Annotated in this window: 21 protein-coding genes; 13 read left to right on the top strand and 8 right to left on the bottom strand. The window is 65.8% G+C overall.

The features are described 5' to 3' along the window. Nucleotides 1-61 precede the first annotated feature (61 nt). The 6 genes from ACVOMC_RS00845 to ACVOMC_RS00820 all read right to left on the bottom strand — a co-directional run bounded on the left by ACVOMC_RS00845 (nt 62) and on the right by ACVOMC_RS00820 (nt 4,614). Nucleotides 62-1,027, bottom strand: a complete 966-nt coding sequence (locus tag ACVOMC_RS00845; RefSeq protein ID WP_481522465.1) for an SDR family NAD(P)-dependent oxidoreductase — start codon at nt 1,025-1,027, stop codon at nt 62-64. After that, nucleotides 1,024-1,326, bottom strand: a complete 303-nt coding sequence (locus ACVOMC_RS00840; RefSeq protein ID WP_054657710.1) for a helix-hairpin-helix domain-containing protein — start codon at nt 1,324-1,326, stop codon at nt 1,024-1,026. Before ACVOMC_RS00840 ends, ACVOMC_RS00845 begins: the two co-directional genes overlap by 4 nt. Nucleotides 1,327-1,359: 33 nt before the next feature. After that, nucleotides 1,360-2,274, bottom strand: coding sequence for a ParB/RepB/Spo0J family partition protein (locus ACVOMC_RS00835; protein ID WP_057505670.1), 915 nt, complete (start codon nt 2,272-2,274; stop codon nt 1,360-1,362). Then, entirely contained in the window at nt 2,274-3,071 is a 798-nt protein-coding gene (locus tag ACVOMC_RS00830) for a ParA family protein (protein ID WP_057505671.1), read from the bottom strand. The genes ACVOMC_RS00835 and ACVOMC_RS00830 overlap by 1 nt, the downstream gene beginning before the upstream one ends. Before the next feature lie 165 nt (nt 3,072-3,236). After that, nucleotides 3,237-3,875, bottom strand: coding sequence for a 16S rRNA (guanine(527)-N(7))-methyltransferase RsmG (rsmG, locus tag ACVOMC_RS00825; RefSeq protein ID WP_057505672.1), 639 nt, complete (start codon nt 3,873-3,875; stop codon nt 3,237-3,239). Nucleotides 3,876-4,020: 145 nt separating this feature from the next. After that, on the bottom strand, nt 4,021-4,614 hold the full coding sequence (locus ACVOMC_RS00820; RefSeq protein ID WP_481522464.1) for a 4'-phosphopantetheinyl transferase family protein: 594 nt from the start codon (nt 4,612-4,614) through the stop codon (nt 4,021-4,023). A 102-nt stretch (nt 4,615-4,716) separates the two neighbouring features. Between ACVOMC_RS00820 and ACVOMC_RS00815 the strand changes: the two genes are divergently transcribed. Next, complete coding sequence (locus tag ACVOMC_RS00815) at nt 4,717-4,971, top strand: GlsB/YeaQ/YmgE family stress response membrane protein (RefSeq protein ID WP_054661002.1); 255 nt, start codon at nt 4,717-4,719, stop codon at nt 4,969-4,971. Nucleotides 4,972-5,072: 101 nt separating this feature from the next. Here ACVOMC_RS00815 and xth read toward each other — a convergent pair whose 3' ends face one another. Next, entirely contained in the window at nt 5,073-5,840 is a 768-nt protein-coding gene (xth, locus tag ACVOMC_RS00810; RefSeq protein WP_481522463.1) for an exodeoxyribonuclease III, read from the bottom strand. 143 nt (nt 5,841-5,983) lie between these two features. On the opposite strand from xth, the gene ACVOMC_RS00805 reads away from it, so the two are divergent. The 12 genes from ACVOMC_RS00805 to ACVOMC_RS00750 all read left to right on the top strand — a co-directional run bounded on the left by ACVOMC_RS00805 (nt 5,984) and on the right by ACVOMC_RS00750 (nt 24,579). After that, nucleotides 5,984-6,841 carry an HpcH/HpaI aldolase/citrate lyase family protein gene (locus ACVOMC_RS00805; RefSeq protein ID WP_481522462.1) on the top strand — a complete coding sequence of 286 codons (858 nt, stop codon included), beginning with the start codon at nt 5,984-5,986 and terminating at the stop codon, nt 6,839-6,841. 150 nt (nt 6,842-6,991) lie between these two features. Beyond that, nucleotides 6,992-9,358, top strand: a complete 2,367-nt coding sequence (locus ACVOMC_RS00800) for a sodium:solute symporter family transporter (protein WP_481522461.1) — start codon at nt 6,992-6,994, stop codon at nt 9,356-9,358. Between the two features lie 86 nt (nt 9,359-9,444). Continuing rightward, the gene (locus ACVOMC_RS00795) at nt 9,445-10,326 is read left to right on the top strand and encodes a LysR family transcriptional regulator (RefSeq protein WP_057505676.1); all 882 of its coding nucleotides are present in this window, start codon (nt 9,445-9,447) and stop codon (nt 10,324-10,326) included. 247 nt (nt 10,327-10,573) lie between these two features. Further along, nucleotides 10,574-12,748 (top strand): TonB-dependent receptor, encoded by a 2,175-nt coding sequence (locus ACVOMC_RS00790; RefSeq protein WP_481522460.1) that lies wholly within the window; start codon nt 10,574-10,576, stop codon nt 12,746-12,748. A gap of 105 nt (nt 12,749-12,853) precedes the next feature. Further along, nucleotides 12,854-14,989 carry a TonB-dependent receptor gene (locus ACVOMC_RS00785; protein ID WP_481522459.1) on the top strand — a complete coding sequence of 712 codons (2,136 nt, stop codon included), beginning with the start codon at nt 12,854-12,856 and terminating at the stop codon, nt 14,987-14,989. A 125-nt stretch (nt 14,990-15,114) separates the two neighbouring features. Beyond that, on the top strand, nt 15,115-16,368 hold the full coding sequence (locus tag ACVOMC_RS00780; protein WP_481522458.1) for a serine hydrolase domain-containing protein: 1,254 nt from the start codon (nt 15,115-15,117) through the stop codon (nt 16,366-16,368). Then, nucleotides 16,365-17,318: a ribokinase gene (locus ACVOMC_RS00775; protein ID WP_481522457.1), complete on the top strand. Its 954-nt coding sequence runs from the start codon at nt 16,365-16,367 to the stop codon at nt 17,316-17,318. Before ACVOMC_RS00780 ends, ACVOMC_RS00775 begins: the two co-directional genes overlap by 4 nt. A 37-nt stretch (nt 17,319-17,355) precedes the next feature. Then, nucleotides 17,356-19,545 carry a formylglycine-generating enzyme family protein gene (locus ACVOMC_RS00770; protein WP_481522456.1) on the top strand — a complete coding sequence of 730 codons (2,190 nt, stop codon included), beginning with the start codon at nt 17,356-17,358 and terminating at the stop codon, nt 19,543-19,545. Beyond that, nucleotides 19,542-21,398 (top strand): glycoside hydrolase family 127 protein, encoded by a 1,857-nt coding sequence (locus tag ACVOMC_RS00765; protein WP_481522455.1) that lies wholly within the window; start codon nt 19,542-19,544, stop codon nt 21,396-21,398. The genes ACVOMC_RS00770 and ACVOMC_RS00765 overlap by 4 nt, the downstream gene beginning before the upstream one ends. Nucleotides 21,399-21,559: 161 nt before the next feature. Then, nucleotides 21,560-22,750: a CaiB/BaiF CoA transferase family protein gene (locus tag ACVOMC_RS00760; protein WP_481522454.1), complete on the top strand. Its 1,191-nt coding sequence runs from the start codon at nt 21,560-21,562 to the stop codon at nt 22,748-22,750. 16 nt (nt 22,751-22,766) lie between these two features. Further along, a complete protein-coding gene (locus ACVOMC_RS00755; RefSeq protein WP_481522453.1) occupies nt 22,767-23,726 on the top strand; it encodes a transaldolase in 960 nt (319 codons plus the stop codon). Nucleotides 23,727-23,736: 10 nt separating this feature from the next. After that, a complete protein-coding gene (locus tag ACVOMC_RS00750; RefSeq protein ID WP_481522452.1) occupies nt 23,737-24,579 on the top strand; it encodes an acid phosphatase in 843 nt (280 codons plus the stop codon). A gap of 108 nt (nt 24,580-24,687) precedes the next feature. Here ACVOMC_RS00750 and ACVOMC_RS00745 read toward each other — a convergent pair whose 3' ends face one another. Next, complete coding sequence (locus ACVOMC_RS00745; protein WP_481522451.1) at nt 24,688-26,103, bottom strand: coniferyl aldehyde dehydrogenase; 1,416 nt, start codon at nt 26,101-26,103, stop codon at nt 24,688-24,690. Nucleotides 26,104-26,180 lie beyond the last annotated feature (77 nt).

The raw sequence follows: 26,180 nt of genomic DNA, 5'->3' as shown, positions 1-26,180 counted from the left end.
GACCGCGCCTGCTGTCATCGAAACGGCGCCCGCGTACCCGTACCGGCGCGGCAACGCCGGCTCAGGCGGCGCTGCCGAAATACTCGCGGCACCACTGCACCACCGGTGGCAACCCGGTTTCGATCGGGGTGCGCGGCGCGTAACCGAACGCGGCGTGGGCGCGGCGGGTATCGGCCATGGTTTCGACCATGTCGCCGGGCTGCATCGGCCGGTAGATCTTGTGCGCCGGGCGCCCGGCCGCGGTGGCGATCACCTCGATGAAATGTTCCAGTTCCACCGGCGTGTGATTGCCCAGGTTGAATACCTGGTGCGGCGTGGGTTCGGCCGAGGGCTGCGCCAGCGCCCCGAGGATGCCGGCCACTATGTCCGACACATGGGTGAAGTCACGCCGCATGCGCCCCTCGTTGAAGACCTCGATGCTGCGCCCGGCCAGTACCGCCCGGGAGAACAGCAGCGGTGCCATGTCCGGCCGGCCCCACGGGCCATACACCGTGAAAAAGCGCAGGCCGGTGGCCGGCAGACCGTACAGCTGGGCATAGGTGTAGGCCATCAGCTCATTGGCCGCCTTGGTCGCCGCGTACAGCGAGCGCGGCCGGTCCACCCGCTGGTCTTCGGAGAACGGCGGTGTGGCCGAGTCCCCATAGACCGAGCTGCTGGAGGCATACAGCAGGTGCTGCACGCCGCGATGGCGGCACAGCTCCAGCACATTGACGAAGCCCACCAGATTGCTGTCAACGTAGGCGTGCGGATTCTCCAGCGAGTAGCGCACCCCGGCCTGCGCGGCCAGATGGACCACCCGGGTCGGCTGGACCTCGTCGAACAGCGCGGCCAGGCCGTCGCGATCGGTGAGGTCCAGCGTGCGGATATCCACCTGCGGACACAACGCGGCCACGCGGTCACGCTTGAGCTGCGGATCGTAGTAGTCGTTGTAGTTGTCCAGCCCGACCACCCGCTCGCCACGGGCAGCCAGCGCCTGGCAGGTGTAGGCACCGATGAAGCCAGCCGCGCCGGTGACCAGGATGCTCATAGCCTGAGCGGCTCCCGGGCCAGCGCCGCCTTGCGCTCCTTGCTGAAGGCCCACCACGGCTGCGGCGCCTCGCCCGCCATGAAGCGCACCACCGACAGGAACACGTCGATCACGCAGGGGTCGTGCTCCACGCCGGTTTTCAGGCACAGCTGCGCGTACATGTCGTAAGGATCACGCCCGCGCAGATGCGCGGGAACCCGGATTCCGATCAGACGGAGATCCTTTTCACAGGCCGGCCCCACATTCGGGAGGTCGGTCAGACGCAGCAAATGATTGCGGTCGACCTTGGTGGGGTTCATTGCGGTAGGTGCACCTCGGAAAAGTGGATGACGTCAGCCCGGCTGGCGGACGCGCAGCCGTTCCAGCACGCCATCGAGCGTGTCCAGATCGGTGTAATGGATGACCAGTTTGCCCCGGCCACCGCGGCCGTGGGCGATCGCCACCTTGGTGCCCAGCGATTCGGACAGCTCGGTCTCCAGCGAGGCGATGTCGGCCTGCGGCGCGCTCGGACCCGGCTTGGCCTTGCGCGCGCCCGGCACCTTGCCGGCGGCGAACTGCTGCGCGCGGTGCTCGACTTCGCGCACCGACCAGCCCTCATCGGCCGCGTCCTGGGCCAGTTTGGTTGCCAGTTCCGGCGCCAGCGTCAGCAGCGCGCGGGCATGGCCCATTTCCAGGCGGCGGGTTTCCAGCAGCACGCGCACCCCAACCGGCAGATCGATCAGGCGCAGCAGGTTGGACACCGAAGCGCGCGAGCGGCCCACCGCCTGCGCCGCTTCGGCGTGGGTCAGCGAGAACTCGCTGACCAGCCGTGCCAGCGCTTCGGCTTCTTCCAGCGGATTGAGGTCTTCACGCTGGATGTTCTCGATCAGCGCCATCGCGATGACGGTGCGGTCTTCCAGCTCGCGTACCACCGCCGGCACTTCGTCCAGCCCGGCCAGGCGCGAGGCGCGCCAGCGGCGTTCACCGGCGATGATTTCGTATTTGCCGCCCTCGATCTGGCGCACCAGGATCGGCTGGATCACGCCCTGGGCGGTGATCGACTCGGCCAGCTCGGCCAGCTTGCCTTCGTCCATGTCGCGACGCGGCTGGTACTTGCCCGGCTGCAGGGCATCGATGGGCAGCTTGCGCAGCACTTCCCCCGGCTGCGGCTCGGCCACGGCGGCAACAGAGACCGGTGTCACCGCGCCGCGCGGGCCCAGCAACGCATCCAGCCCGCGGCCCAGACCGCGCTTCTTCGCCGTACTCATCAGACAGCCTCCGCGGCGTGGACGGCCGGTTTGCGTTCGGTGTTGCGGCGGATGATCTCGCCGGCCAGGCCCAGATAGGCCACCCCGCCACGCGAACCGCGGTCATAGCCGACGATGCTCTGGCCATGGCTGGGGGCCTCGGCCAGGCGCACGTTGCGCGGCACGATGGTGCGGAACACGCGGTCGCCGAAGTATTCGACCAGCTGCGCGGACACCGCGTTGGCCAGGTTGTTGCGCACATCGAACATGGTGCGCAGCACGCCTTCGATCTCCAGCGCCGGGTTCAGGTTGATCTTCAGCGCCTCGATGGTTTCCACCAGCGCGCTCAGGCCTTCCAGCGCGTAGTACTCGCACTGCATCGGCACGATCACCGAATCGGCGGCGGCCAGCGCGTTGAGCGTGAGCAGCGACAGCGCCGGCGGGCAGTCGATCAGGATGTAGTCGTATTCCTCGCGGATCGGTGCCAGGGCGCGCTTGAGCCGCTGCTCGCGCTCGCTCTGGTTCATCATCTGGATTTCGGCCGCGGTCAGGTCGATGTTGCCCGGCAGCAGGTCGAAGCCTTCCGGGGTCTTCACCCGCACGTCGGCAGCACTGATCTCGCCCAGCAGCAGATCGCAGGTGGACGCGGCGACCTCACGCTTGTCCACGCCACTGCCCATGGTCGCATTGCCCTGCGAATCCAGGTCGACCAGCAGCACGCGCTTGGGTGCGGCGGCAAGGGAAGCAGCCAGATTGACGGCCGTGGTGGTCTTGCCGACGCCGCCTTTCTGGTTGGCGATGGCGATGATGCGAGCCATGCAGGAGAGCCTCGTAGGCGGGTTGGGACTGGGCATTATGCGGCTAGCGGCGCGCAGGCGGAAATCGGCGCGCGCACCCGCGCGCCGGCAACCACCGGCAAACGGGGCCCGTCGGCACCGCTGACCGCGCCCTCGGAACGCTGCGGCGGAAGCGTGATGACGGTCTCAGCGGCGCTGGACCACTACCAGATGGCGGTCGCCCACCAGCCCGGGTACCTGCAGCGGACGCACTTCCAACACCTGCCAATCGGCCGGCAACTGCGCGATTTCCTCGTGCGGGTAGACGCCTTTCATCGCCAGCAGCTGCCCTCCCGGTCGCAGCAGGTGGCCACCGACGGCGATGATGCCGGCCAGGGTATCCATGGCGCGGGCGGTAAGGTTGTCGTAGGCGCCCGGCTCCTCCAGCGCCTCGGCCCGGGATTCGGCCACCCGCGCGTTGCCCAGTCCCAGCTTGCGCACCGCCTCGCGCAGGAAGCGGGCCTTCTTGCCGTTGCTCTCCACCAGCGTGACCTGCAGCTGCGGGTGGGTGATGGCCAGCGGGATGCCCGGCAAGCCCGGGCCGGTTCCCAGATCGGCCAGACTGCCGGAATCGACATGCGAGGCCATCGCCAGCGAATCGAGCAGGTGGCGGGTCACCATTTCGCGTGGGTCGCGGATGGCAGTGAGATTGTAGGTGCGGTTCCAGCGCACCAGCAGGGCCAGGTAGGCCAGCAGCGGCGTGGCCAGTGCGGTGTCCAGACCCATGGCCTGCAGGCCGCGCGCCAGATCGGTGGCGACTTCCGGCGGAAGGGAGATGTCATTCATGGGCGAATTATCGCAGGCCCGATGCCGCTTCCGCCGCCTCCCGCCTGGCTGACAGTAAAATAAGGCCCCGAACCAGGAGGTTCCACGACCTGCCGGCACCCTGTCCGCGCCGTACGACCGGCGCCCGCGCCCACGACGCCCGGCCTCACAGCGGATACCACGCCAGCGCCGCGCGAAAGTCCGCCGTGGCCTGCCACTCGTGCAGGCGCCAGTGGCGGGCCTGGCCCAGCCCCGGATCGCACCAGGCCAGCACCAGCGCGCCGGCGGCCGTCGGCGCGAACTGCAACTTGTGCAGGCCGAAGGAGATGCCATGCCCGTGCGCCTTGAGCAGCGCCTCCTTGGCGCACCACACGCGGAAGAACCAGTGCTCGCAGTCGGCGTCATCCAGTCCCAGCAGCCATGCGATCTCATCGGGATGGAAGAAGCGGCCGATCACCTCGCGCATCTGCCGGCGCGGGCGCTGCTGCTCCAGATCCACGCCCAGCCGCGCGCCCTTGCCCAGCGCCACCAGCAGATGCCCGCCGCTGTGGCTCCAGCCGGTGCCGTAATGGTCCAGCGCGCCGATCAGCCAAGGCCGGCCGCGCTCATCGCGGGTCAGCGGCAGCGCCTGCGGCGTCATACCCAGTTCGGCCGCCAGCACCTCACGTGCCTGCGGCTCGCCGCGGGTGCCGGGGGTATGCGGCAGCATCCACACCTGCACCGGTTCGAACCGCCAGGACGGCCATGGCCCCCGGTTCATGCTGAATGGAACCGGGCAGGGGTCGACAAGGTTTTCACGGCGCCGCGCGTTGACTGTAGGCCCCGCACCGGCACAGGTGCTTTTAGGCAGGGAGAATCAGGCATGGGCCTCATCATCTGGTTGATCGTCGGTGGCGTCGTGGGCTGGCTGGCCAGTCTCATCATGCGCCGCGATGCACAGCAGGGCATCCTTCTGAACATTGTCGTGGGCATTATCGGCGCGATGATTGCCGGCTTCTTCTTCAGCGGCGGCAGCATCAATGCGGCCATCACGCTGCGCTCGTTCCTGTTGTCACTGGTGGGGGCGGTAATTCTGCTGGCCATCGTCAACCTGTTCACCCGCAAAAGCGTGCGCTGAGCCCGGTGCGCAATCACGGATCGGCACGGCTCGACTGGCAACAGCCGGGCCGTGCCTGATTGCCGGCGCGAACCGCCCCACTCCGGCCAGGGCTGCAGCCGTCAGCCCAGTTGCACCCACGCCGGGGCATGGTCGCTGGGGCGCTCCCAGGTGCGTGGCTCGCGGTCGATGCCCGCGGCCACCGCACGCGACTTGAGCGCCTCGGACACCAGGGTCAGGTCGATGCGCAGGCCCAGATCGCGGCGGAAGCCGGCCGCACGGTAGTCCCACCAGCTGAACACACCGGCGGCGTCGTTGTGCAGCCGGAACGCGTCGTACAGCCCCAGGGCCAGCAATTTCTCCAGTGCGCCACGCTCCGCCGCCGAGGTGAGAATGTGCTCCTCGTTCCACACGGCCGGGTCGTGCACGTCGCGCGCGTCCGGGGCGATGTTGAAATCGCCCAGCACCACCAGCTGCGGATACTTCTGCAGCTCGGCGGCAATCCAGTCGTGCACCGCCTCCAGCCAGCGCAGCTTGTAGGCGTACTTGTCGGTGCCGATATCCTGGCCGTTGACCACATACAGGTTGATGATGCGCACGCCATCGACCGTGCCGGCGATCACCCGCTTCTGCTCGTCTTCGAAGCCGAGAATGCCGATCTGCACGTCCTCGATCGGTTGCCGCGCCAGCAGCGCGACACCGTTGTAGGTCTTCTGCCCGGCGAACACGTTGCGGTAGCCCAGTTCGAGCAGGCGTGTGTCCGGGAATTTGTGGTCCTCCAGCTTGGTTTCCTGGATGCCGACCACGTCGGGGGCGAAGCCGGCCAGCCACTGCTCCAGATGCGGCAGGCGGACGTTGAGCGAATTGACGTTCCACGAAGCGATTTTCATGGCGGTGATTCTAATCCGGCGCCCTCGCAAAGGGAGGACAGTTCCCCTGCAAATGGCAACAAAGCCTATCTAGTGAATATTGGGGAATACACTTTTTCAGCGTTCCGATTCGCGCAGACTGCCCGTGGAGATGAGGGGAAGCCATGCGTAGCAAGCTGTTTGTACCCGGCGCACGTCCGGAACTGTTCGACAAGGCGATGGCCGGCCCGGCCGACGCCTTGTCCTTTGATCTGGAAGATTCGGTACCCGAGGCGGGAAAGCAGGCCGCGCGTGAAGAGGTGGCCAGCTTCCTCGCCCGCACCGACATCACCGCCACCGGCAAGCGTCTCATCGTCCGCACCAATGGCAGTGACAGCCCGCACTTCGCCGCCGATCTTGCCGCCGTGGCTGTGCCCGGCCTGTGGCTGCTGAACGTACCCAAGATTGAATCGGCCGCGCAGGTTCGCCACATCGCTGCCGCGCTGGACCAGGCCGAGATCGCCAACGGCGTCACCCGGCCGATCGGCCTGCTGCTCAATATTGAAACCCCGCGTGGCCTGCGCCTGGCCGCTGAGCTGGCCACGGCGCATTCGCGCGTGGCCGGCCTGCAGCTCGGTCTAGGTGACATGTTCGCGCCCAACGGCATTGCGCGCGATCCAGCCAACGTGCACTTCACCCTCTCCGTATTGAAGATGGCCGCCGCCGAAGCGGGTGTGTTCGCCTGCGATGGCGCCTGGCCAGATGTGGCCGACAGTGAGGGTTTCCGTATCGAAGCAAAGATGGCGCAAAGGCTGGGCTTTATCGGCAAAAGCTGCATCCATCCCAGCCAGGTGGCATTGGCGAACGATATCTTCCGCGTTCCCCAGGCGCTGATCGAAGAGGCAGAGCGGATTGTGGCCGCGGCGGCCAAGGCCAGTGACAGCGGCCGCGGCGCATTCCTGTTCGAAGGCCGGATGATCGACCTGCCTTTTCTGCGTCGCGCCGAAGCATTGCTTGCCGCAGCGCGCCCCGTCTCAATCTAGATCGCTTCCGTCGACGTTCGAATTCCTTCTGCCTATCGTGCGGCGGCCCTGTCCGGACCCGCCCACCTTTTACCCGGTCCTTCCATGTCCAGATCCGCGGCCTGCGCTTTCGTCCCCACCCTGCTCCGATACTGCGCACACCCGCTGCGCATGATCGCCATCACCATGCTGTTCATGGTCAGCAGTACCGTGGCAGCCGAGAGCCTGACTACGGTAAGCGCCGGCACCCTGCCGCCGTTGCCGGGGAATGTCGCCCCGGAGGAACTGCTCAGCATCGATGGCCGTACCGTGGCGCTCGGCAAAGGTCAGGCATGGGCACTGCGCGCCGACAACAAGGCCTGGGAACTGCTGACGGGCAAGATCGATGCAACGGTACACGGGGCCATAGCCGCAGGCGGACGGGCCTATCTGCTGGAAGGCAGCGCCGCAGGCACCAGCGATCGCCTGCAGCCACTCCAGCTGCAAAAGAACGATCTGAAGAAGGGCAGTGCGGTGCCACTGCCGCTGGCATTGACCTCGACCCATGCCACCGTGCTGGGCGATACGCTGTACCTGAGCGGCAATGACGATACGGGCGCTACCCGTCTGTACAGCCGCAGCCTTGCAGCCTCTGCCACCAGCGCCTGGCAGCCGCAGACCGTCTGGCCGCAAACCGGCACACCCAGCGCGCTGCAGGCCCAGAAAGGCAGGTTGTATGCCGTGGTGGGTGGTTCACAGGAAAACGACCAGTTATGGCGCTGGTCCACTGAAGACGGCTGGCAGTCGATGCCACCGCTGCAAGGCAAGCTCATCGACGGATCGATGCGCGCCCTGGGCCAGGCCCATATGCTGATGCTGGTGAAAACTCCAGGCGGGAAGATCCAGGCCCGGACCTTCCACTCGATCACCAGTGCCTGGAACACGCTCGAAGATGCACCCACCATTGCCGCACCGCAGGCGATCACCAGCTGGGGCAATGGCCTGCTGTGGGCCAGCACCGGCGCTGGCGGCAGTCAATTCCAGTACGCACAGATAGAAAGCAGCAAACACCTGCTGCGCTGGCTCGACTGGGCAGTGATCATCGTCTATCTGGCAGCGATGCTCGGCATCGGCGCCTGGTTCTATTTCCAGGAAAAACATGGCAGCACCTCCGACTTTTTCGTCGGCGGTCGCAGCATTCCTTTCTGGGCCGCCGGCATCAGCCTGTATGCCACCAACACAAGCTCCATCAGCTTCATCGCCATTCCTGCCAAGGCTTTCGAGACGAACTGGCAGTACATGACCAACAACCTGATCGCCGTTCTGGGCCTGATGTTCGTGGCGATCTGGATCGTGCCACTGTTGCGCCGCCTTGATCTGATGAGCGTCTTTTCCTATCTGGAAACCCGCTTCCATCCGACCATCCGCATGCTGGCCAGCGGGCTGTGCATCGTCATGCAGATCGGCAGCCGGATGAGTGTGATCCTGTTTCTGCCGGCGCTGGCGATCTCCACCATCACCGGTATTGATGTGGTCTGGAGCATCCTGCTGATGGGGGTGTTCACCATCATCTACACCACGATGGGTGGCATGAAAGCGGTGATCTGGACCGACTTCGTGCAGGTGTTCGTGATGTTCGGCGGCGCCATCTTCGCCATCGGCTTCATCATCCAGCAGATCAACGGCGGCATGCCGGAGTTCCTGTCCACGGCCATGGCCGAAAACAAGACCCAGCTGTTCGATTTCAGCTTCGATCTGACCAAAGCCACGGTCTGGGGCTTCATCTTCCTGGTCGTGTTCGACGTGGTGCTGACGTTCCCCAAAGACCAGGTGTTGATGCAGCGCGTGCTGTCGACCAAGTCCGACAAGGAAGCCGGACGTTCCATCTGGACGTTCGCGGCGATGATGATTCCCGGGGGCTTTGTTTTCTACGGCATTGGCACCGCTTTGTGGGTGTATTACAAGAACAATCCGGAACGACTCAATCCCCTCCTGCCGATTGATGCCACGTTTCCGCTGTTCATTGCGGCCGAACTGCCGATGGGGGTGACCGGACTGATCATCGCCGGTATCTTCGCCGCCGCGATGTCCACGCTGTCGAGCATCATCAACAGTGTCTCCACACTGGCCTCTGTCGATTTCTACGAGAGGCTTAAAAAGAATCCGACTCCCAAGCAGAGCGTCCGGTTTGCCGAGTGGATCGGGGTGCTGGTGGGTTTGATCGCCATCGGTATCGCACTGGTGATGAGCAGGTATGACATCCATTCGCTGTTCGATGTTTCCATCGAACTGGCGGGACTGCTCGGCGGCGGTTTCGCCGGTGCCTACACGCTGGGCATGTTCACCCGCCGTGCAAACTGGCAGGGCGTGGCGATCGGCGTAGCCGGCAGCATTCTCATCACCCTGATTTTCTGGTCGATGAGTCTGGTCCATCCGTACTTCTATCTGGCCATCTCCATCCTGCTGTGCATCGTTATCGGCTATCTGGCCAGCCTCTTCTTCCCACCGCCGGCAGCCTCGCTGAAGGGTCTGACCATCTACAAACAGGACACGGCATAACGACCTCTGGGCGTTGAACCATGACCTTGGTCCATCGCACCGGCTGGTCGGCTGATGTAGCGTGCTTGGCAGCTGAGAGGTAGATCGTGGAAACCCAGTTCCTCAATACATTCGTCACCGTGGTCGATCGTGGCTCGATGGCCGCCGCCGCACGTTTGCTGCACATCACGCCAGCCGCCGTGGCCCAGCAGATTCGCACCTTGGAACGCGAACTGGGCGTGCCGCTGATCGCCCGCGCCGGACGTACGGTGAGCGTGACCGAAGAAGGCGCGCGCATATTGCAGCGCGCGCGCGACCTGCTGCGCAACGTCGCCGACCTGCGCAGCGTGGCGAACGAGAACGATCTGGCAGGCGAATTGCGTTTGGGCGCGTGCCCCACCGCACTGGCCGGACTGCTGCCGGACATCCTGTCGCGGATGGTGGCCACATTCCCCCAGATCAACGTCTTCATCAAACCCGGCTATTCGGCGGACCTGTACCGCGCGGTGGAAGGCGGCGACGTGGATGCGGCGATGGTGATGCAGGCACCCTTTCCGCTGCCCAAGACCTGCAACTGGCAGCTGCTGCGTGAGGAACCACTGGTGGTACTGGCGCCAGCCCGTTTTGCCGGGCGCGACCCACACGAATTGCTCTGCGAGCAGCCACTGATACGCTACGACCGTCATGAATGGGGTGGCCGGCAGGCCGACGAGTATCTGCGCCAGGCAGGGATCGTGCCGCGCGAGCGTTTCGAGCTCAACGCCTTGAACGCCATCGCGGTGATGGTGGACCGGGGCCTTGGCGTATCGCTGGTTCCGGACTGGGCCAGACCGTGGCCCGAAGGGCTCAATGTCGTGCGCATCCCTTTGCCGCTGCCCAGCGAACCGCGCCGGATCGGCGTGGCCTGGTCGCGATCTTCGGTGCGGATCCGGTTGGTCAACGTGTTGCTGGAAGAAGCCCGCGCCGCGTTGAACGAGCGTCAGCGCTGAAACAGCGGTCCTGCGCCTGTGCGCAGGGGGCGATAAGCAACAAACCCTAGGGAATGAACATAGATAGCCTCGGTTCTATCACCCTGGGGCCGGCTCTAGTCTCACGCGTATTGCCGGTTGTGCTTGCAGCGCCCTGGGAGGGACGTACACACGGGTCGGCGACCTGGACGCTTGCGTCCATGCAAACCATTCGGCGCTGACAATCCCCAATTGTCCCCGCTGTTTTTTTCCAACGGGGGAGAAATCAATGATCAAGCCACTTTCCGCAGCCATCAGTGCGGCACTGCTCGCATGCGTGATGAGTCCTGCCCAGGCGCAGGACAAGAACGCCACCGACCTCGACCAGGTCATCGTCACCGGTACCCGCACTCCTGTTGCGATCGACAAGGTCCCCGGCGCGGTCACCCTGGTGACCCCCGAACAAGTACAGCGCACCCTCAACCTGACCGAAGACGCCACTGCGGTGCTCGCACGCATGGTGCCGGGCTATTCCGAATCCTCGCAGGCGATGAGCAACTCCGGTGAGACCCTGCGCGGCCGCATCGCGCTGCGCCTGTTCGATGGCGTGCCACAGGGCTCGCCGCTGCGCGAGGGCAACCGCAACGGCACATTCACCGACATGGGCGTCATCGGCCGGATCGAAGTCATCAATGGCCCCTCGGCCGCCGAGGGCATCGGTGGTGCCGGTGGCGTGATCAACTACCTCTCGAAGAATCCGGACGTGGACGGCCACGAGACCACCGTGAGCACGCGCTACGGCACCCAGTTCAAGGATGACAGCGCACAGTCCAAGATCGGCATCATGCATACCTACAAGGGTGATGCAGCCGACTTCCTGGTCAGCGGTGCCTACATCGACCGCGGCGTGGCTTACGACGGCGACGGGCGCCGGGTTGGCCTGAACACCTCCGGCTCGCTGTCCGATTCGTACAGCAAGAACCTGTTCATGAAGGGCGGCTACAACTTCGGCGAAGGCCAGATGCAGCGCATCCAGGCAAGCTACAGCAACTTCCATATCGGCGGTAAGCACAACTACAAACCGGAGGAAGGCTGCCGTTTCGATCCGGTCGAATGTCCGGTGCCGTCCACCAACACCGCCGTGAAGGGCTCCATCGCCGGGTCACTGGCCGAGTTCAATGATTTCGAACAGTTCGCGGCCAAGTACACCAACGCCGACTTCTTCGGTGGCGACCTGAGCGTGGACGCCTATTGGGCGCAGCAGGCCATGCGCTACGTGCCTGAGAACGGTTCGGATCGCCAGCTGGTCAAGCCGGCGCCACCGGAAGCCGAGCGTATCTGGGACCAGTCCGAGATCAACAGCGAGAAGAAGGGGCTGCGCTTCGGCTACGCCTACAACGACCTGTTCAAGGTGGAGGGGCTGCGCCTGCGCGCCGGCCTGGATCTGGTGGAAGACACCGCTGAACAGCGCCTGGCACTGACCAACCGCCTGTGGGTGCCGCCGATGAAGTACACCAGCCTCGCCCCCTATGCCCAGCTGAGCTGGGACATCGGTCCGGTGACGCTGGATGCGGGCATCCGCCGCGAAGACGGCGAGCTCGAGATCGACAGCTACACGACCGTGGCCTTCCGCGACAATACCCGTGTGCAGGGCGGCAAGATGGATTACAAGGCCAACATGCCCAACTTCGGTGCGATCTGGCGCATCAGTGATGAGTGGTCGGTGTTCGCGTCGTACTCGGAGGGCTTTGGCATTGCCAACGTCGGTATTCCGCTGCGTAACATCCAGGCCAACAGCCCATGCAAGGCCGTGTCCTGTATCGCCGACCTGCAGCCGTTGATCACCGAGAACAAGGAAATCGGCTTCAACTGGCGTGGCGCCAAGGGCCAGGTCGGCGCGTCGGCGTACCGCTCGACCTCCGACTTCGGCTCCACCTTGACCATCGACAAGGTCACCGAAGACTTCATCCTCACCCGTGCTCCGGTGGAGATCGAAGGCATCGAGCTCAACAGCGCCTGGACGTTCAACGACCAGTGGAAGGCCACCTTCCTGTACTCGCGCATCCGTGGCCAGACCCAGTACTACGCAGGTTCGGGCCTGGTGAAGGAAATGGGCATCCTGGACATCTCACCGGACAAGGTGAACGCCTCGCTGACCTGGACCCCGGCCGACAACCTCAACGCCACGCTGGGCGTGAGCAAAACCTTCAGCCGCGACCTCCGTGAGACCTTCACCAATCCGACCAACGGCGATGTCTATGAGAACGAAGAGAGCACCTACGGCTATGCGCTGTGGGATCTCAGCGTGAACTACGACACCGGCCGCTATGGCCAGCTGTCTGTAGGCATCGAGAACCTGTTCGACAAGCAGTACGTGCTGACCTGGTCGCAGCTGCCGGGCTGGCAGAACTACTTCTCCGGCCGTGGCCGGATGGTTTCTCTGAGCCATACCATCAAGTTCTGACAGAGGCTTGATGCATAGAGCGCCGCCGCTTTGGTGGCGCTTTTTTTTCGCGCGCCCCGTTGGCGCCAGCCGCACCACCACCGCGTTTTGGAGAGAGAGCGCACCATGAAGAACCTGTTGTCATCGAGCATCACCCTGGCCTTGCTGCTGTCGGCAAACGCACACGCACAGGACACCACAGTGGCAGATCGCGACAAACCCAGCGCCACCACGCTGGACAACGTCATTGTCACCGGCACCCGTGCGCCCAAGGCGGTGGACCGCATCCCGGGCGCAGTCAGCATCATCAGCCTGCAGGAGTTGAACAATTCGCTGAGTCTGACCGAGGACGCCACCGCGGTACTGACGCGCACGATTCCCGGCTACTCCGAATCGACCCAGGCACTGACCAACTCCGGTGAAACCCTGCGCGGCCGCATCGCGCTGCGCCTGTTCGACGGCATTCCACAAACCTCGCCGCTGCGTGAGACCAACCGTGCCGGCAGCTTCACCGACCTGGGCGTGATCGGCCGCATCGAGGTGGTCAACGGCCCCTCCGCGGCGGAAGGCGTGGGCGCGGCGGGCGGCATCATCAACTACATTTCCAAGACACCGGAAGAAGGCAGCCACACCAACGTCAGCACCCGCTACAGCAGCCAGGGTCGCGACGACAGTGAGGGCTGGAAGGTTGGCCTGACCTTCGGCCACAAGGAGGACGCCTACGACCTGCTGCTGTCCACCTCGTTCGTGGACCGTGGCATGGCCTATGACGCCAAGGGCCGCAAGATCGGCATGCGCGGCTCAGGCACCATCAACGACTCCGAGTCGAAGAACCTGTTCCTGAAAGTGGGCACCAACTTCGGCGAAGCGGACATGCAGCGCCTGCAGGCCACGCTCAGCCGCTTCAATCTGACCGGCAAGGGCAACTACACGGGCATCAACGGTGACCGTGCCAACAACATCACCTCGACCTCGATCGCCGGCACCCCGCTGGGCGCCAAGACCGAGTTCAACAATTTCAACCAGTTCTCGCTGTCCTACAGCCACGCCGATTTCTTCGGCGGCACCCTGCTCGCCGACGCCTACCGCGCCGATCAGGCGATGCGCTATCCGGCCGAGAACGGTTCGGACAAGCAGGACCCGCTGTTCGCACCGCTCGGCCAGCTGGTCGACCAGTCCGAAGTCAATTCGGAAAAGCGCGGCGTGCGCACCTCGTGGACCCGTGGCGAGCTGTTCGGCGTTGAAGGGCTGGAACTGCGTGCCGGTGTGGACGTGGTCAAGGACCTCACCGACCAGCGTCTGGCGCTGACCCAGCGCGTGTGGGTACCGCCGATGGAGTACACCAGCACCGCGCCGTATGCCCAGCTGTCGTGGGATATCGGCCCGCTGACGGTCAGCGGCGGCCTGCGTCAGGAAGACGGCGAGTTGAGCGTGGACAGCTACACCACCACCTACTACAACAAGCGCGTGTTCGTGGAAGGCGGCAAGCTGGACTACAAGACCGACCTGCCCAACCTCGGTGTGGTCTATCGCTTCACCGACGAACTGTCGGCCTATGCCTCCTACTCGGAAGGCTTCAGCCTGCCCAACGTCGGCATCCCGCTGCGCAACATCAACAAGCCGGGCCAGAGCGTCAGCGGCATCCTCGATCTGCAGGCGATCATCGTCGAGAACCGGGAAATCGGCTTCAACTGGCGCACCGGCAACGCCACATTCAGTGGCTCCTACTACCGCAGCGACTCGGACTTCGGTGTGTCGCTGAGCACCGATCCGGTCACCGGCGATTTCGTCATGAACCGCGGCCCGGTCAAGATCAACGGCATCGAGTTCAGCGGCAGCTACGACTTCAGCGATGACCTGAAGGTCAATGCGATGTACTCGCACATCGTCGGCAAGACCTGGTTCACCAAGAACGGGCCGCTGGACAAGCGCATGGGCGCCAACGATGTCAGTCCGGACAAGATCGGTGTGAACCTGTTCTGGCGCCTGGCACCGCAGGTTGATCTGAACCTGGGCGCGATGACCCTGCTCTCGCGCACCCTCAACCAGGGCAAGAGCGGCGCCGAACACACCTCCGGGCGCACCCTGCTCGATGTGAGCGTGAACTACGACACCGGCCGCTTCGGCAAGCTGACCCTGGGCGTGGAGAACCTGCTCAACAAGCAGTACATCCTCACCACCTCCGAGGCCAGCAACAGCAACGACGACTGGATGGCCGGTCGCGGTCGCGTGTTCTCCCTGTCGCATAACATCAACTTCTGATGAGCGACCTCACAGCCCGGGGCGTATGCCTCCGACATCGCGATCATGCCCGCCCCCGTGCCCGGCGTGACGCGGTGTGGCTGTACCGCGGCGTCCGGGGCCTGGCCCTGGGCGCCGTGCTCTGTTTGACGGGATTTCCGCTGGTGGCCTGCTCCACCGCGCCCAGCCACGCCGCGCTGCCAGTGGCACCGGTGGCCCTGACAGCGGCACCAGCGCTGCCGGCAATCGACGACTTCCTGCGCGATGCAACTGCCGAGCGCGGCTATCCCGGCGCGGTCGCACTGATCCTGCACAATGGAAAGACCGTGCATGCCGCCAGCTATGGCTGGCAGGATCTGGCACATACCCGGCCGATGCGCCGCGACAGTATCTTCCGCATCTATTCGATGACCAAGACCGTAGCCTCGGTCGCGGCACTGATGTTGATGGACGAGGGCAAGCTGGGTCTGGATGATCCGGTGGCACGTCACCTCCCCGAATTTTCCAAGCTGCAGCTGTTCACCGGCGGCAGCGCCGCCGCCCCACAATTGCGCCCGGCAACCCGCACGCTCACCGTGCGTCATCTGCTCACCCACACCGCCGGCTTCGCCGCTGGCGGCGAGGGGTTCGAAGCGGTGACGCAGCTGCTGGAACAGCACCGGGTGCGCGAGGTGGACACGCTGGCCGAGTACGCCGCACGCTTGAGCCAGGTGCCACTGGCCGCCGAACCCGGCACCCGCTTCCGCTACGACAGCACCTCCACCGAGACCCTGTCGCGGCTGGTGGAAGTAGTCGCCGGTATGCCCTTCGAGCAGTTCCTGCAACAACGCATCTTCACCCCGCTGGGCATGCTCGATACCGGCTTTGAAGTGCCGCTGGCACAGCGCGCGCGGGTGGTCGAGCTGACCACGATGGGCGATGACGCCACCCTGGTGCTGGCCGATGAAACGCATGCACGTGCACCCGGCACCGCATTGCGGCCCTATCGCAGCGGCGCCGGCGGGCTGTACTCCACCGCCGATGACTACGGCCGTTTCGCGCAGATGCTGCTCGATGGCGGCGAGCTTCAGGGCGTGCGCCTGCTCCGCGCCGATACCGTGGCGCTGATGCTGCAGAACCAGCTGGTGCACACCGCGCTGCCCAAGCCGGTCACCGAATTCAGCGATGCCGAGGGCTTCGGTCTGGGCGGCTCGGTGCTGTTGGATCCGGCATTGAAAGGCCGCACCGCCGCGCCCGGCGCGTTCGGCTGGTCCGGTGCCGCCTCGACCTATTACACGATCGACCCGGGCAAAAAACTGGTCGCGATCCTGATGCTGCAGCACCTCCCCGGCGGCGCACAGGATCTGCCGCGCATCAGTACCCGGTTCTACAACCTCGTCGATGAGGCGATACACCCATGACCCAGGTCCAGCCCCGCACTGTGCTCGTCGCCGGTTCGGCCAATCTCGATTTCGTCGTACGTGCCTCGCACGTGCCGGCCCCGGGTGAAACCGTGCTCGGCCGGGAGTTCGGCACCTTCCCTGGCGGCAAGGGTGCCAATCAGGCGGTGGCCTGCGCGCGCGCCGGTGGCACCGCCACGCAGATGCTGCTCGCCCTGGGCCAGGACGACTTCGCCAGGCCGATTGAAGCTTCGCTGCATGACGCCGGCGTGCTGCTGCACACCGTGCGTGACGCTGCATTGCCAACCGGCACCGCCTTCATCTGTCTGTCCGACGACGCCGAGAACGCGATCACCGTCGCGCCCGGCGCCAACATGGCACTGCGCGCCGAACACCTGCCAGCGCTGGACGGCATCGGCTGGCTGCTGCTCCAGCTGGAGACACCGTTGGACACGGTCACCGCCTATGCACGCGCCGCGCGTGCGGCCGGGGTCAAGGTCGCGCTCAATGCGGCCCCCGCGCAACCGCTGCCCGATGCGCTGCTGGCGCTGCTGGACATGCTGATCGTCAACGAGGGCGAACTGGCGGTGGTAGCCGGCAACCCTCCGGCTCTGGCCACCGGGCTGGCGCGCGTGGACGTGCCATGCGTGATCGTGACGCTGGGGTCACGGGGGTGCCTGGCACGCGTGGACGGGCAGATCCTGCTGCAACCGGCATTCCGGATCGAGCCGCTGGATACCACCGCTGCCGGCGACACCTTCTGCGGCGCGTTGATCGCATCGCTGGCCCGCAATTCCCGGCTGCAAGATGCCCTGCTGATGGCCAGTGCCGCTTCGGCGCTGACCTGCACCCGGCTGGGCGCGCAGTCGAGCATTCCTACCTTCCCCGAAGTCGCCGCGTTGCTGGCGGACCGCACCCGCCGACCCGGTGATGACGCCCATGCCGCGCTCGCGGCATGGTGCGCGCTTTGATGCTTTTTCTTTCCGTTCCCTGCTGGATGCCTCGCCCATGACCATGCCTTATCAGATCCCCGACTACGACAATGAAGCAGCCGATCACGGGCGTGAGGCAGTCACCACCGAGTACAAGTTCTCGCACGTCACCACCGGCCGCTACCTGCCCACGCCGGGCAAGGCGCCGGCCTGGCCGTTTGCCGATATCGGCAGCTGGATGATCGACGCCAATGCCTCGGCTTCCGACTGGCTGACCGAGCTGCGCGACTGGCGCACCGAGCACCTGGTGCGTCTGGGCTACACCGACGTCAATTACCGCCGCCCGGAACTGCAGTGGGCCCAGCGCAACTTCGTCCATGCGCAGATGATGGTCGAGGACCGTTATTTCTACGACGTGGAAACCGCGCAGTACACCGTCGACAAGTACCTGGACGACCTGGAGGCGCGCTTCGGCGGGCTGGATTCGGTGCTGATCTGGTACATCTACCCCAACATCGGCATCGATGACCGCAACCAGTTCGACCTGGCCCACACCCTGCCCGGCGGCATCGATGGCCTCAAAGCCGCGGTGCAGGCCTTCCAGGCCCGTGGGGTGAAGGTGTTCCTGCCGGCCAAGCCCTGGGACCACGGCACCCGTGACCCGGGTGTGACCCACTGGGATGGCCTGGCCGAAATCATCCAGTACACCGGTGCCGATGGCATCAACGGTGACACCTTCAACGGCGTGCCGCGTGCGTTCTTCGAGGCCTGCGATGCCCGTGGCAACCCGGTGGTGGTGCAGCCCGAATCGACCATCAGCTCCGAAGAGCAGCTGATCTGGAACGTGCAGAGCTGGGGCAAGAAGGCCCCGGACGGCCCGGTGCCGCCGGTGTCCAAGTGGAAGTGGCTCGAACCGCGCCACATGGTCAACTACGAGAACCGCTGGGGCCGCAACCGCAACCACGACCTGCAGTACTGCTTCTTCAACGGCATCGGCTACAACGCCTGGGAAAACATCTGGGGCATCTGGAACCAGTTCACCGAGCGCGACGGCGAAACCCTGCGCCGCATCGCGCGCATCTACCGCCAGTTCCCGCAGCTGGTGGTGGCCATGGACTGGGCGCCGTACCAGGTCTGCCTGCAGGGCGGCATCTTCGCCAGCGTGTTCCCGGTCGAGGGCCTGGCCCTGCGCACCTTCATCAACCGCTTCGAGTACGACGTGTGCGGCGAGCAGATCGCCATCGACCACGTCGACGGCACCCGCTACTTTGATGTCTGGAACGGCCGCGAGCTGAGCCCGGCGATCCGTGATGGCAAGGCCTACCTGTCCTTTGATATCGAAGCCCGTGGCTTCGGCGCCGTGCTGAGCGTTGCCGCCGGCACCACCGTCGATGGTCTGGAAGACTTCATTGCGTTCACCGCCGAAGCCAACGCCAAGCCGCTGTCGGCTTATTCGGGCGCCTGGAAGGCGCTGCCGCAGCAGATCGCGGAGATCGCCCCGACCGCGCCGGCGGCTACGGCTCCTGAAGGCATGGTCAGCGTGCCGGGCGGCGAGTTCGTGTTTGCCGTCGGTGGTGTGGAAATAGAAGGCTTCAACTGGGCCGGCCAGGACGTGCAGTACCCCTGGGAATCGGTGCCGCGCCGCCACCACCGCCAGGTGATGGACATCGCCGCCTTCCACATCGACCGCCACCTGGTCACCAATGCCCAGTTCAAGGCCTTCATCGATGCCACCGGCTATGCACCGGCCGACAGCATCAACTTCCTGGTCCACTGGGTCGATGGCGCCCCGCGCGCCGGCTGGGAGAACAAGCCGGTGGTATGGGTTTCGCTGGAAGATGCCCGCGCCTACGCCGCCTGGGCCGGCAAGCGCCTGCCGCACGAATGGGAATGGCAGTACGCCGCGCAGGGCACCGACGGCCGCACCTATCCGTGGGGCAACGACTGGGATGCCAGCCGCGTGCCGCGCATCAACCGTGGCCGCCGCATCCTCCCCGCCGAGGATGTGGGCAGCTTCCCACAGGCGGCAAGCCCGTTCGGCGTGGAAGACCTGGTCGGCCATGTCTGGCAGTGGACCGAGGAATTCGGCGATAAGCACACCCGCGTGGCGATCCTGCGCGGTGGCTCCAGCTACCAGCCGCAGACCTCGCACTGGTACTTCCCGCAGGCCTACCGTCTGGACCAGCACGGCAAATACCTGCTGATGGCCCCGGCCAAGGACCGCAGCGGCATGCTCGGCTTCCGCTGCGTGGTGGATGCGGCATGAGCGCATCCATCACCTTCGGCCAGCAGCTGATCGCCCCGGCCGCCGTGCAGCTGGGCGGCGTGTTCGGCGACATGCTCGCGGCCAACCGGTCCGGGCGCCTGTCCAGCTTCATCGTGGACGAGAACAGCCCGTCGATCTCGATCTTCGGCCAGGCCCACAAGCAGCAGAACCAGGAAGGTGACTGGTACGGCGAGCACGCCGGCAAGTGGCTCTCGGCCACCGCCCGTGCCGTGGCCCAGGGCGGCCAACCGCAGCTGGAAGCCAACCTGCGCCGCGTGGCCGACTGGCTGATCAGCCAGCAGGATGCCGATGGCTACCTGGGCAATTACGCCGAAAACCGCCGCTTCACCGTGCCGCAGCCGCCCAAGCCCGAGAGCTGGAACGGCGAGCCGGCGCTGCGCACCTGGGACACCTGGACTCACAGCTACCTGCTGCTGGGCTTCATCGAGACCTGGCGTGCGCTGGGCGATGACGCCTACCTGCAGGCGGCGCGCCGCATTGCAGACCTGTGCTGGGACACCCTGGAAAGCGGCATCGACATCACCACCCTGGGCAACCATCACGGCATGTCGGCCACGGTGTTGCTGGACCCGGCTGCCGACCTGTACCTGGTCACCGGCGAGCCACGCTATCTGGCGCTGGCCGAGAAGATCCTGCAGCAGGCCAATGCCAATCCGCGCCTGGCCCTGCTCGACAAGGGCATCGCCAACGAAGACGCGGCCTTCATCGCCACCGGCAAGGCTTACCAGCTGTCGTGGAACCTGGTGGGCCTGGCCAAGCTGTACAAGGCCACCGGCAACGCCGATTACAAGCGGGCCATCGACAACCTGTGGGACAACATCCGCGAGCAGCACCTGACCCTGGGCGGGGGCCCGTGGGGCGGCGTGGCGCATCGCTCGCGCGAGGTGTTCAACGCACCGCGTACGTTCTTCCCGCAGGCCTATGTGGAAACCTGCTCGGTACTGGCCTGGATGCAGCTCAACCGTGAACTGCTGGCCATCAGCGGCCACGCCCGCTATGCCGACGAGCTGGAGCGTACCGCCTACAACGACCTGCTGGCCGCGATGGCACCCAACGGTGAGGACTGGTGCTACTACACCTTTCCCAACGGCAAGCGCGTGCACACCACCTACTGGCGCTGCTGCAAGTCCTCCGGCGCGATGGCGGTGGAAGAGCTGCCGCAGATCGCCTATGGCGTTGCAGCTGATGGCGGGCTGCGGGTAAACCTGTACGGGGCAGGCGAAGCCACGCTCCATCATGCAGATGCCGGCAAGGTGGTGCTGCAGCAGCAGACCCGCTATCCGTTCAACGGCGATATCAGCCTGCGCGTGACGCCCGAGCACAGCGCCAGCTTCGGCATCGGCCTGCGCATCCCGGCCTGGGCCGAGGACGCCCGCATCCAGGTCAATGGCATCAACGTACCGGTACAGGTTGGCGCGGATGGCTACGTGCAGCTGCAGCGCCAGTGGCAGGCCGGCGATCTGGTCAGCGTGAAGCTGCCGATGCAGCCGCAGCTGCACCGTGCCGCCAACATCAATGTGCAGGAATCGCGTGCACCGGACGGTTCGCCGGTGGCACAGGAAGTACTGCGCTGGGAGTACATCGGCCTGAGCTACGGCCCGCTGGTCTATGCGACCACGCTGATCGATGGCTTCAAGACCGATGAAACGATAAAGCTGCCGGAAGGTGATCCCTTGCGCTGGCTGCAGGTGGGCCAGGACGACGGTGAAGGCGCGCCGGTGACAATGCAGCTGGAGTGCCGCGCGCCGCTGGTATTCACACCGTACTACCGCTGCGGTGGACGTGAGCACGGTGCATGGCGCCTCACGTGGCTGTCATTGGCACCGCAATAAAGCTGTTGCCACCGTCTGCCCCCTGCAGGGTGCAGGCAGCGGTTGAGAGGAAGGCGTTGGCAAGGCGATCCCTGCTTTTTGTCCTCGCTGAAAATACCCGCACGATATGTTTCCTGCCGTGCACGCGGAGGAAACTGCGATCAAGGATTCGAGTGCAGCCCATGTCAGCAAGCAACAACCCATCTCCGTTCGACATCGCCCGGCGCGATGGTGCCCGCGGCCCGCTCAGCGGCGTGCGCGTACTGGACCTGAGCGCCTATATCGCCGGGCCGTACGGCTGCACCCTGCTGGCCGACCAGGGCGCGGAAGTGATCAAGGTGGAGCCACCGGTTGGCGACAATCTGCGCCAGTACCCGTCCACGCTGGAAGCCGAAAGCCGCGCGTTCCTGGGGGTGAACCGTTCCAAGCGCGGGGTGGTGCTGGATCTCAAGCAGTCCGACCAGCGCGCAGTACTGATGCGGCTGGTGCGCGAAGCCGACGTGCTGGTGCACAACTTCCGCCCCAGCGTTCCGGCCCGTCTTGGCATCGACTTTGAAAGCCTGCACAAACTCAATCCGCGGCTGGTGTATTGCTCGGTCACCGGGTACGGCGAGCAGGGTCCGCTCAAAGACAAGGCCGGATACGACCAGGTGCTGCAGACCATGACCGGCATGTGCATGATGCAGGGCAAGGCCGGTGGCGCCCCGGAAATCCTCTACGGTTCGGTGGTGGACTACTACGCCGCCGCGCTGGTGGCCGCCGGGGTGTCCTCGGCGCTGTACGAGCGCGAGCGCAGTGGCGAAGGCCAGTTCGTTGGCGTGTCGTTGCTGCGCAGCGCCTTGACCATGCAGTCGGCGCGGATGATCTGGGCCGAGGGTGAACCCGAAGTGGTGGGCCGCGACATGCGCTCGGGCGGTGTCACCGGCATCCACCCGACCGCCGATGGCTATCTTTATGTCTCGGCCAATACACCGCGGTTCTGGCAGGCCCTGTGCGAGAAGACCGGGTTGGCCGAACTGGCCAGCGACCCGCGTTACGACACCGTGCGCAAACGCGCCGAACACGCCAGCCTACTGCTGTCGCAGCTGCATACCGCACTGGCCGCGCGCAGCGCGCTGGAATGGGAAGCACTGTTCGGCGAAGAGGTGCCGTGCGCGGCCGCGCGCAAGGTCGAGGACATGTTCGACCACCCGCAGGTGCTGGCCGAGGACATGATCGCCTCGCTGCCGCACCCGCTGCTGGGCAGCTACCGCGGTATTACCCGCCCGATCGTGTTCGGCCGCACGCCCGGCCCGCAACCGTTCGCCGCTCCCGTCTTCGATCAGGACACCGCTGCCGTGAGCGCGCTGTTCAACGCCCCGTCTGCCGATTGACCGCAAGGAACACCGCATGACCTCGCCCTCCAAACTCGCCCAGCTGCGCGAACTGTCCGTTGTCGTCGCCGATACCGGTGATTACGAGGCGATCAAACGCCTGCAGCCGGTGGACTGCACCACCAACCCGACGTTGGTGAAGAAGGCGCTTGACCTGCCGGTCTATGCCGGCCTGATCGAGCGCGAATTGCAGTGGGGCCGGGCCCAGTCCGGTGACAGGCAGGCTGTTGCCAACGCCGTGGTCGACCGCCTGACCGTGGGCGTGGGCACGATGCTGGCCGAGCTGGTGCCGGGCCGCGTCTCCACCGAGGTCGATGCCGACCAGGCGCACAACACTGAAGCGACGATTACCAAGGCGCGCGAGTTCATCGCCATGTACGAGGCGGCCGGCGTGCCGCGCAGCAAGGTGCTGATCAAGATCGCCGCGACCTGGGCCGGGGTGGAAGCCGCGCGCGTGCTGCAGGCCGAAGGCATCGACTGCAACCTGACCCTGATCTTCAACCCGACCCAGGCGCTGGCCTGCGCCGAAGCCGGCGCGTTCCTGATTTCACCGTTCGTCGGCCGCATCCTGGACTGGTATGTGGCCAACGGCCAGAGCCCGGCCAGCATCGACGAGGACCCGGGCGTGAAGTTCGTGCGCGGCGTCTACGCCGAGTTCAAGCGCCGCGGCTCGCCGACCGTGGTGATGGGCGCCTCGTTCCGCTCCACCGCACAGATCGAGGCGCTGGCCGGTTGCGACCGCCTGACCATTTCCCCGGACCTGCTGGAAACGCTGGACGCCGATTTCGGCGAGCTGCCGCGCAAGCTGGTTGCTGGTGCTGCGGAAGCGGTGAATGCCGCCGCGATCGACCAGGCCCGGTTCGACGCCGATCTGGCCGCCGATCCGATGGCCACCGAAAAGCTGGCCACCGGTATTGATGCGTTTGCGAAAGATCTGAACGCGCTGCGGCAGATGATTGCCCTGCGTCTTGCCTGAGGTTATTGCCATGTCCCTGCGTATCCATGGTCCGCTTTCCCGCATCATCGCCCTCGGTCTGTGCGCGCTGGGCAGCGCCTGCGCCACCCACCCGGCGTCTTCCTTCAGCGTGCCGGAGATCCGCCCCGGCGTTGCCCAGGGCTATCTGGAAACAGCACAGCTGCCCGACAGCATTGCGCTGCTGCCACCACCACCGGCAGCCGGCTCGGCCGCGTTCGCGCTCGATGAGCAGGTCAACCTGGCCCGCAATCTGCGCGGCACCCCGCGTTGGGAGCAGGCCATTGCCGATGCCAACCTGCAGTTCCCGGCGGCGGCATCGATCTTCGCCTGCGCCATCGGCACCGACGTCAGCGAACAGACCACGCCGCGCCTGTACGGCCTGCTGCGGCGTACCCGCACCGATGCCGCCGTGGTCAGCGACGCCGCCAAGCACCACTACAACCGCACCCGTCCGTTCGTGGCCAACGGTGAGTCCACCTGCACGCCGGACAAGGAAGCCGGTCTGGCCGAGAACGGTTCCTACCCTTCCGGACATACCTCCATCGGCTGGGCGTGGGCGCTGATCCTGGCCGAGCTGGCGCCTGATCGCACCGACGCCATCCTGGCGCGTGGCCGCAGCTACGGTGAAAGCCGGCTGGTGTGCAATGTGCATTGGCACAGCGATGTGCTGTCGGGCCGCTTGATGGGCTCGGCGGTGGTTGCCCGTCTGCATGCCGATGCCCGCTTCCGCACCGATATGGACGCGGCGCGGAGCGAACTGGCGGCGCTGCGCGCCCGTAATCCGGCTCCCCCTGCGAACTGCGCGGCCGAGGCGGCCGCGTTGGCGCAGCCGCTGCCGGTTACCGCGCACTGATTTCTTTAGGTGTTTCGCTGCCGACCGGACTCTCCCCCACCCGGCACACCGCGACCGGACGCAGACTCCACCGCGCCCGGTCGCGGCTTTTTCTAACCGCCAGACGCCTCAGCGCGAGATCAGGTCGATGAAGCGCGCCACCTTGCGGTAGGGCGGACGCAGCAGATCGCTGCCGGCGCGCCGGCTCTGCCACAGTACCGGCAGCCGCTTGCTCATCGCATCGAAGCCGGCCCTGCCATGGTAGGCGCCCATGCCGCTTGCGCCGATGCCGCCGAACGGCAGGCCGTTGATCGCAAAATGCAGCAAGGCATCGTTGACGGTGACGCCGCCGGCCAGGGTCTGGCCGAGGATCGTCTCCACCGTGGCCCGCTCATGGCTGAAGGGATACAGCGCCAGCGGGCGATCGCGGCCGTTGATCATGGCGATGGCCTCCTCCAGCGTGCGGTAGCTGCGGATCGGCAGGATCGGCCCGAAGATCTCCTCCTGCATCACCTGCGTGTCATCGCCGGGCTGGAGGATCAGCGTCGGCGGGAACAGCCGCTCGCGGCGGGCGCGCTCGCCATCGATCATCGCCAGTTCCACCACCTGCGCGCCGCGCGCGCGTGCATCGCAGACATAGCCGTGCAGACGCTGGTACTGCGCGTCGTTGATGATGCGGCTGTAGTCACGCGGGTCACTGAAGTCGCCGTAGCGCTGGCGCACCTGCGCGCGCAGCGCCGTCACCAGCGCGGCCACGCGCGCTTCATCGATGAGCACATAGTCCGGGGCGATGCAGGTCTGTCCGGCGTTGAACCATTTGCCCGTGGCCAGGCGCGCGGCGGCCGTCTCCAGCGGATAGTCCGCGGCGATGATCGCCGGCGACTTGCCGCCCAGCTCCAGCGTCAGCGGAGTCAGATGCTGCGCGGCGGCGGCCATCACCTTGCGGCCGACCGCGGTGGAGCCGGTGAACACCAGATGGTCCAGCGGCAGGGCCGAAAACGCAGCGGCCACGGTGGCATCGCCCTGCACCACACGCACCCGTTCGGGCGGAAACACCTCGGCCAGCAGCGACTGCAGGAACGCCGAGGTCTGCGGCGTGTGTTCGGAGGGCTTGAGCAGCACGTGGTTGCCGGCGGCGATGGCCGTGGCCAGCGGCACCAGCGCCAGGTTGACCGGATAGTTCCACGGCGAGATCACCCCGACCACGCCCACCGGCAGCGGCCGCACCTGCGCCCGCGCCGGCCAGAAGCGCCAGCCCACGCCGACCCGCTCGGGCTTCATCCAGCCGCGCAGGTGCGCAAGCAGGTGATCGATCTCGCCGGTGACCGTCATGCCATCGGCGATCACCGACTCATGGTGCGAGCGGTGGCCGAAATCGGCGGCGATGGCCTCGCTCATCGCGCCGATGCGGGTCTTGAACACCGCGCGCAGCCGGCGCAGGTCATCACGGCGTTGGCGGTAGTCGGGCCGCTGCCGCAACCAGGCCTGGCGCAACTGCGCCAGGGTCTGGGTCAATGTGGTCTGTACGTCGCCGTGCGAATCCATCACAACCTCCCCAAGGTCAGCGGCCACTGTAAACCAGAGTGCGTCGCACAAAAAAAAAGGGCCGCCCGTCGCCGGGC

Source organism: Stenotrophomonas sp. STEN014 (assembly GCF_056760315.1).
This window is presented reverse-complemented; position numbering and strand designations above follow the sequence as displayed.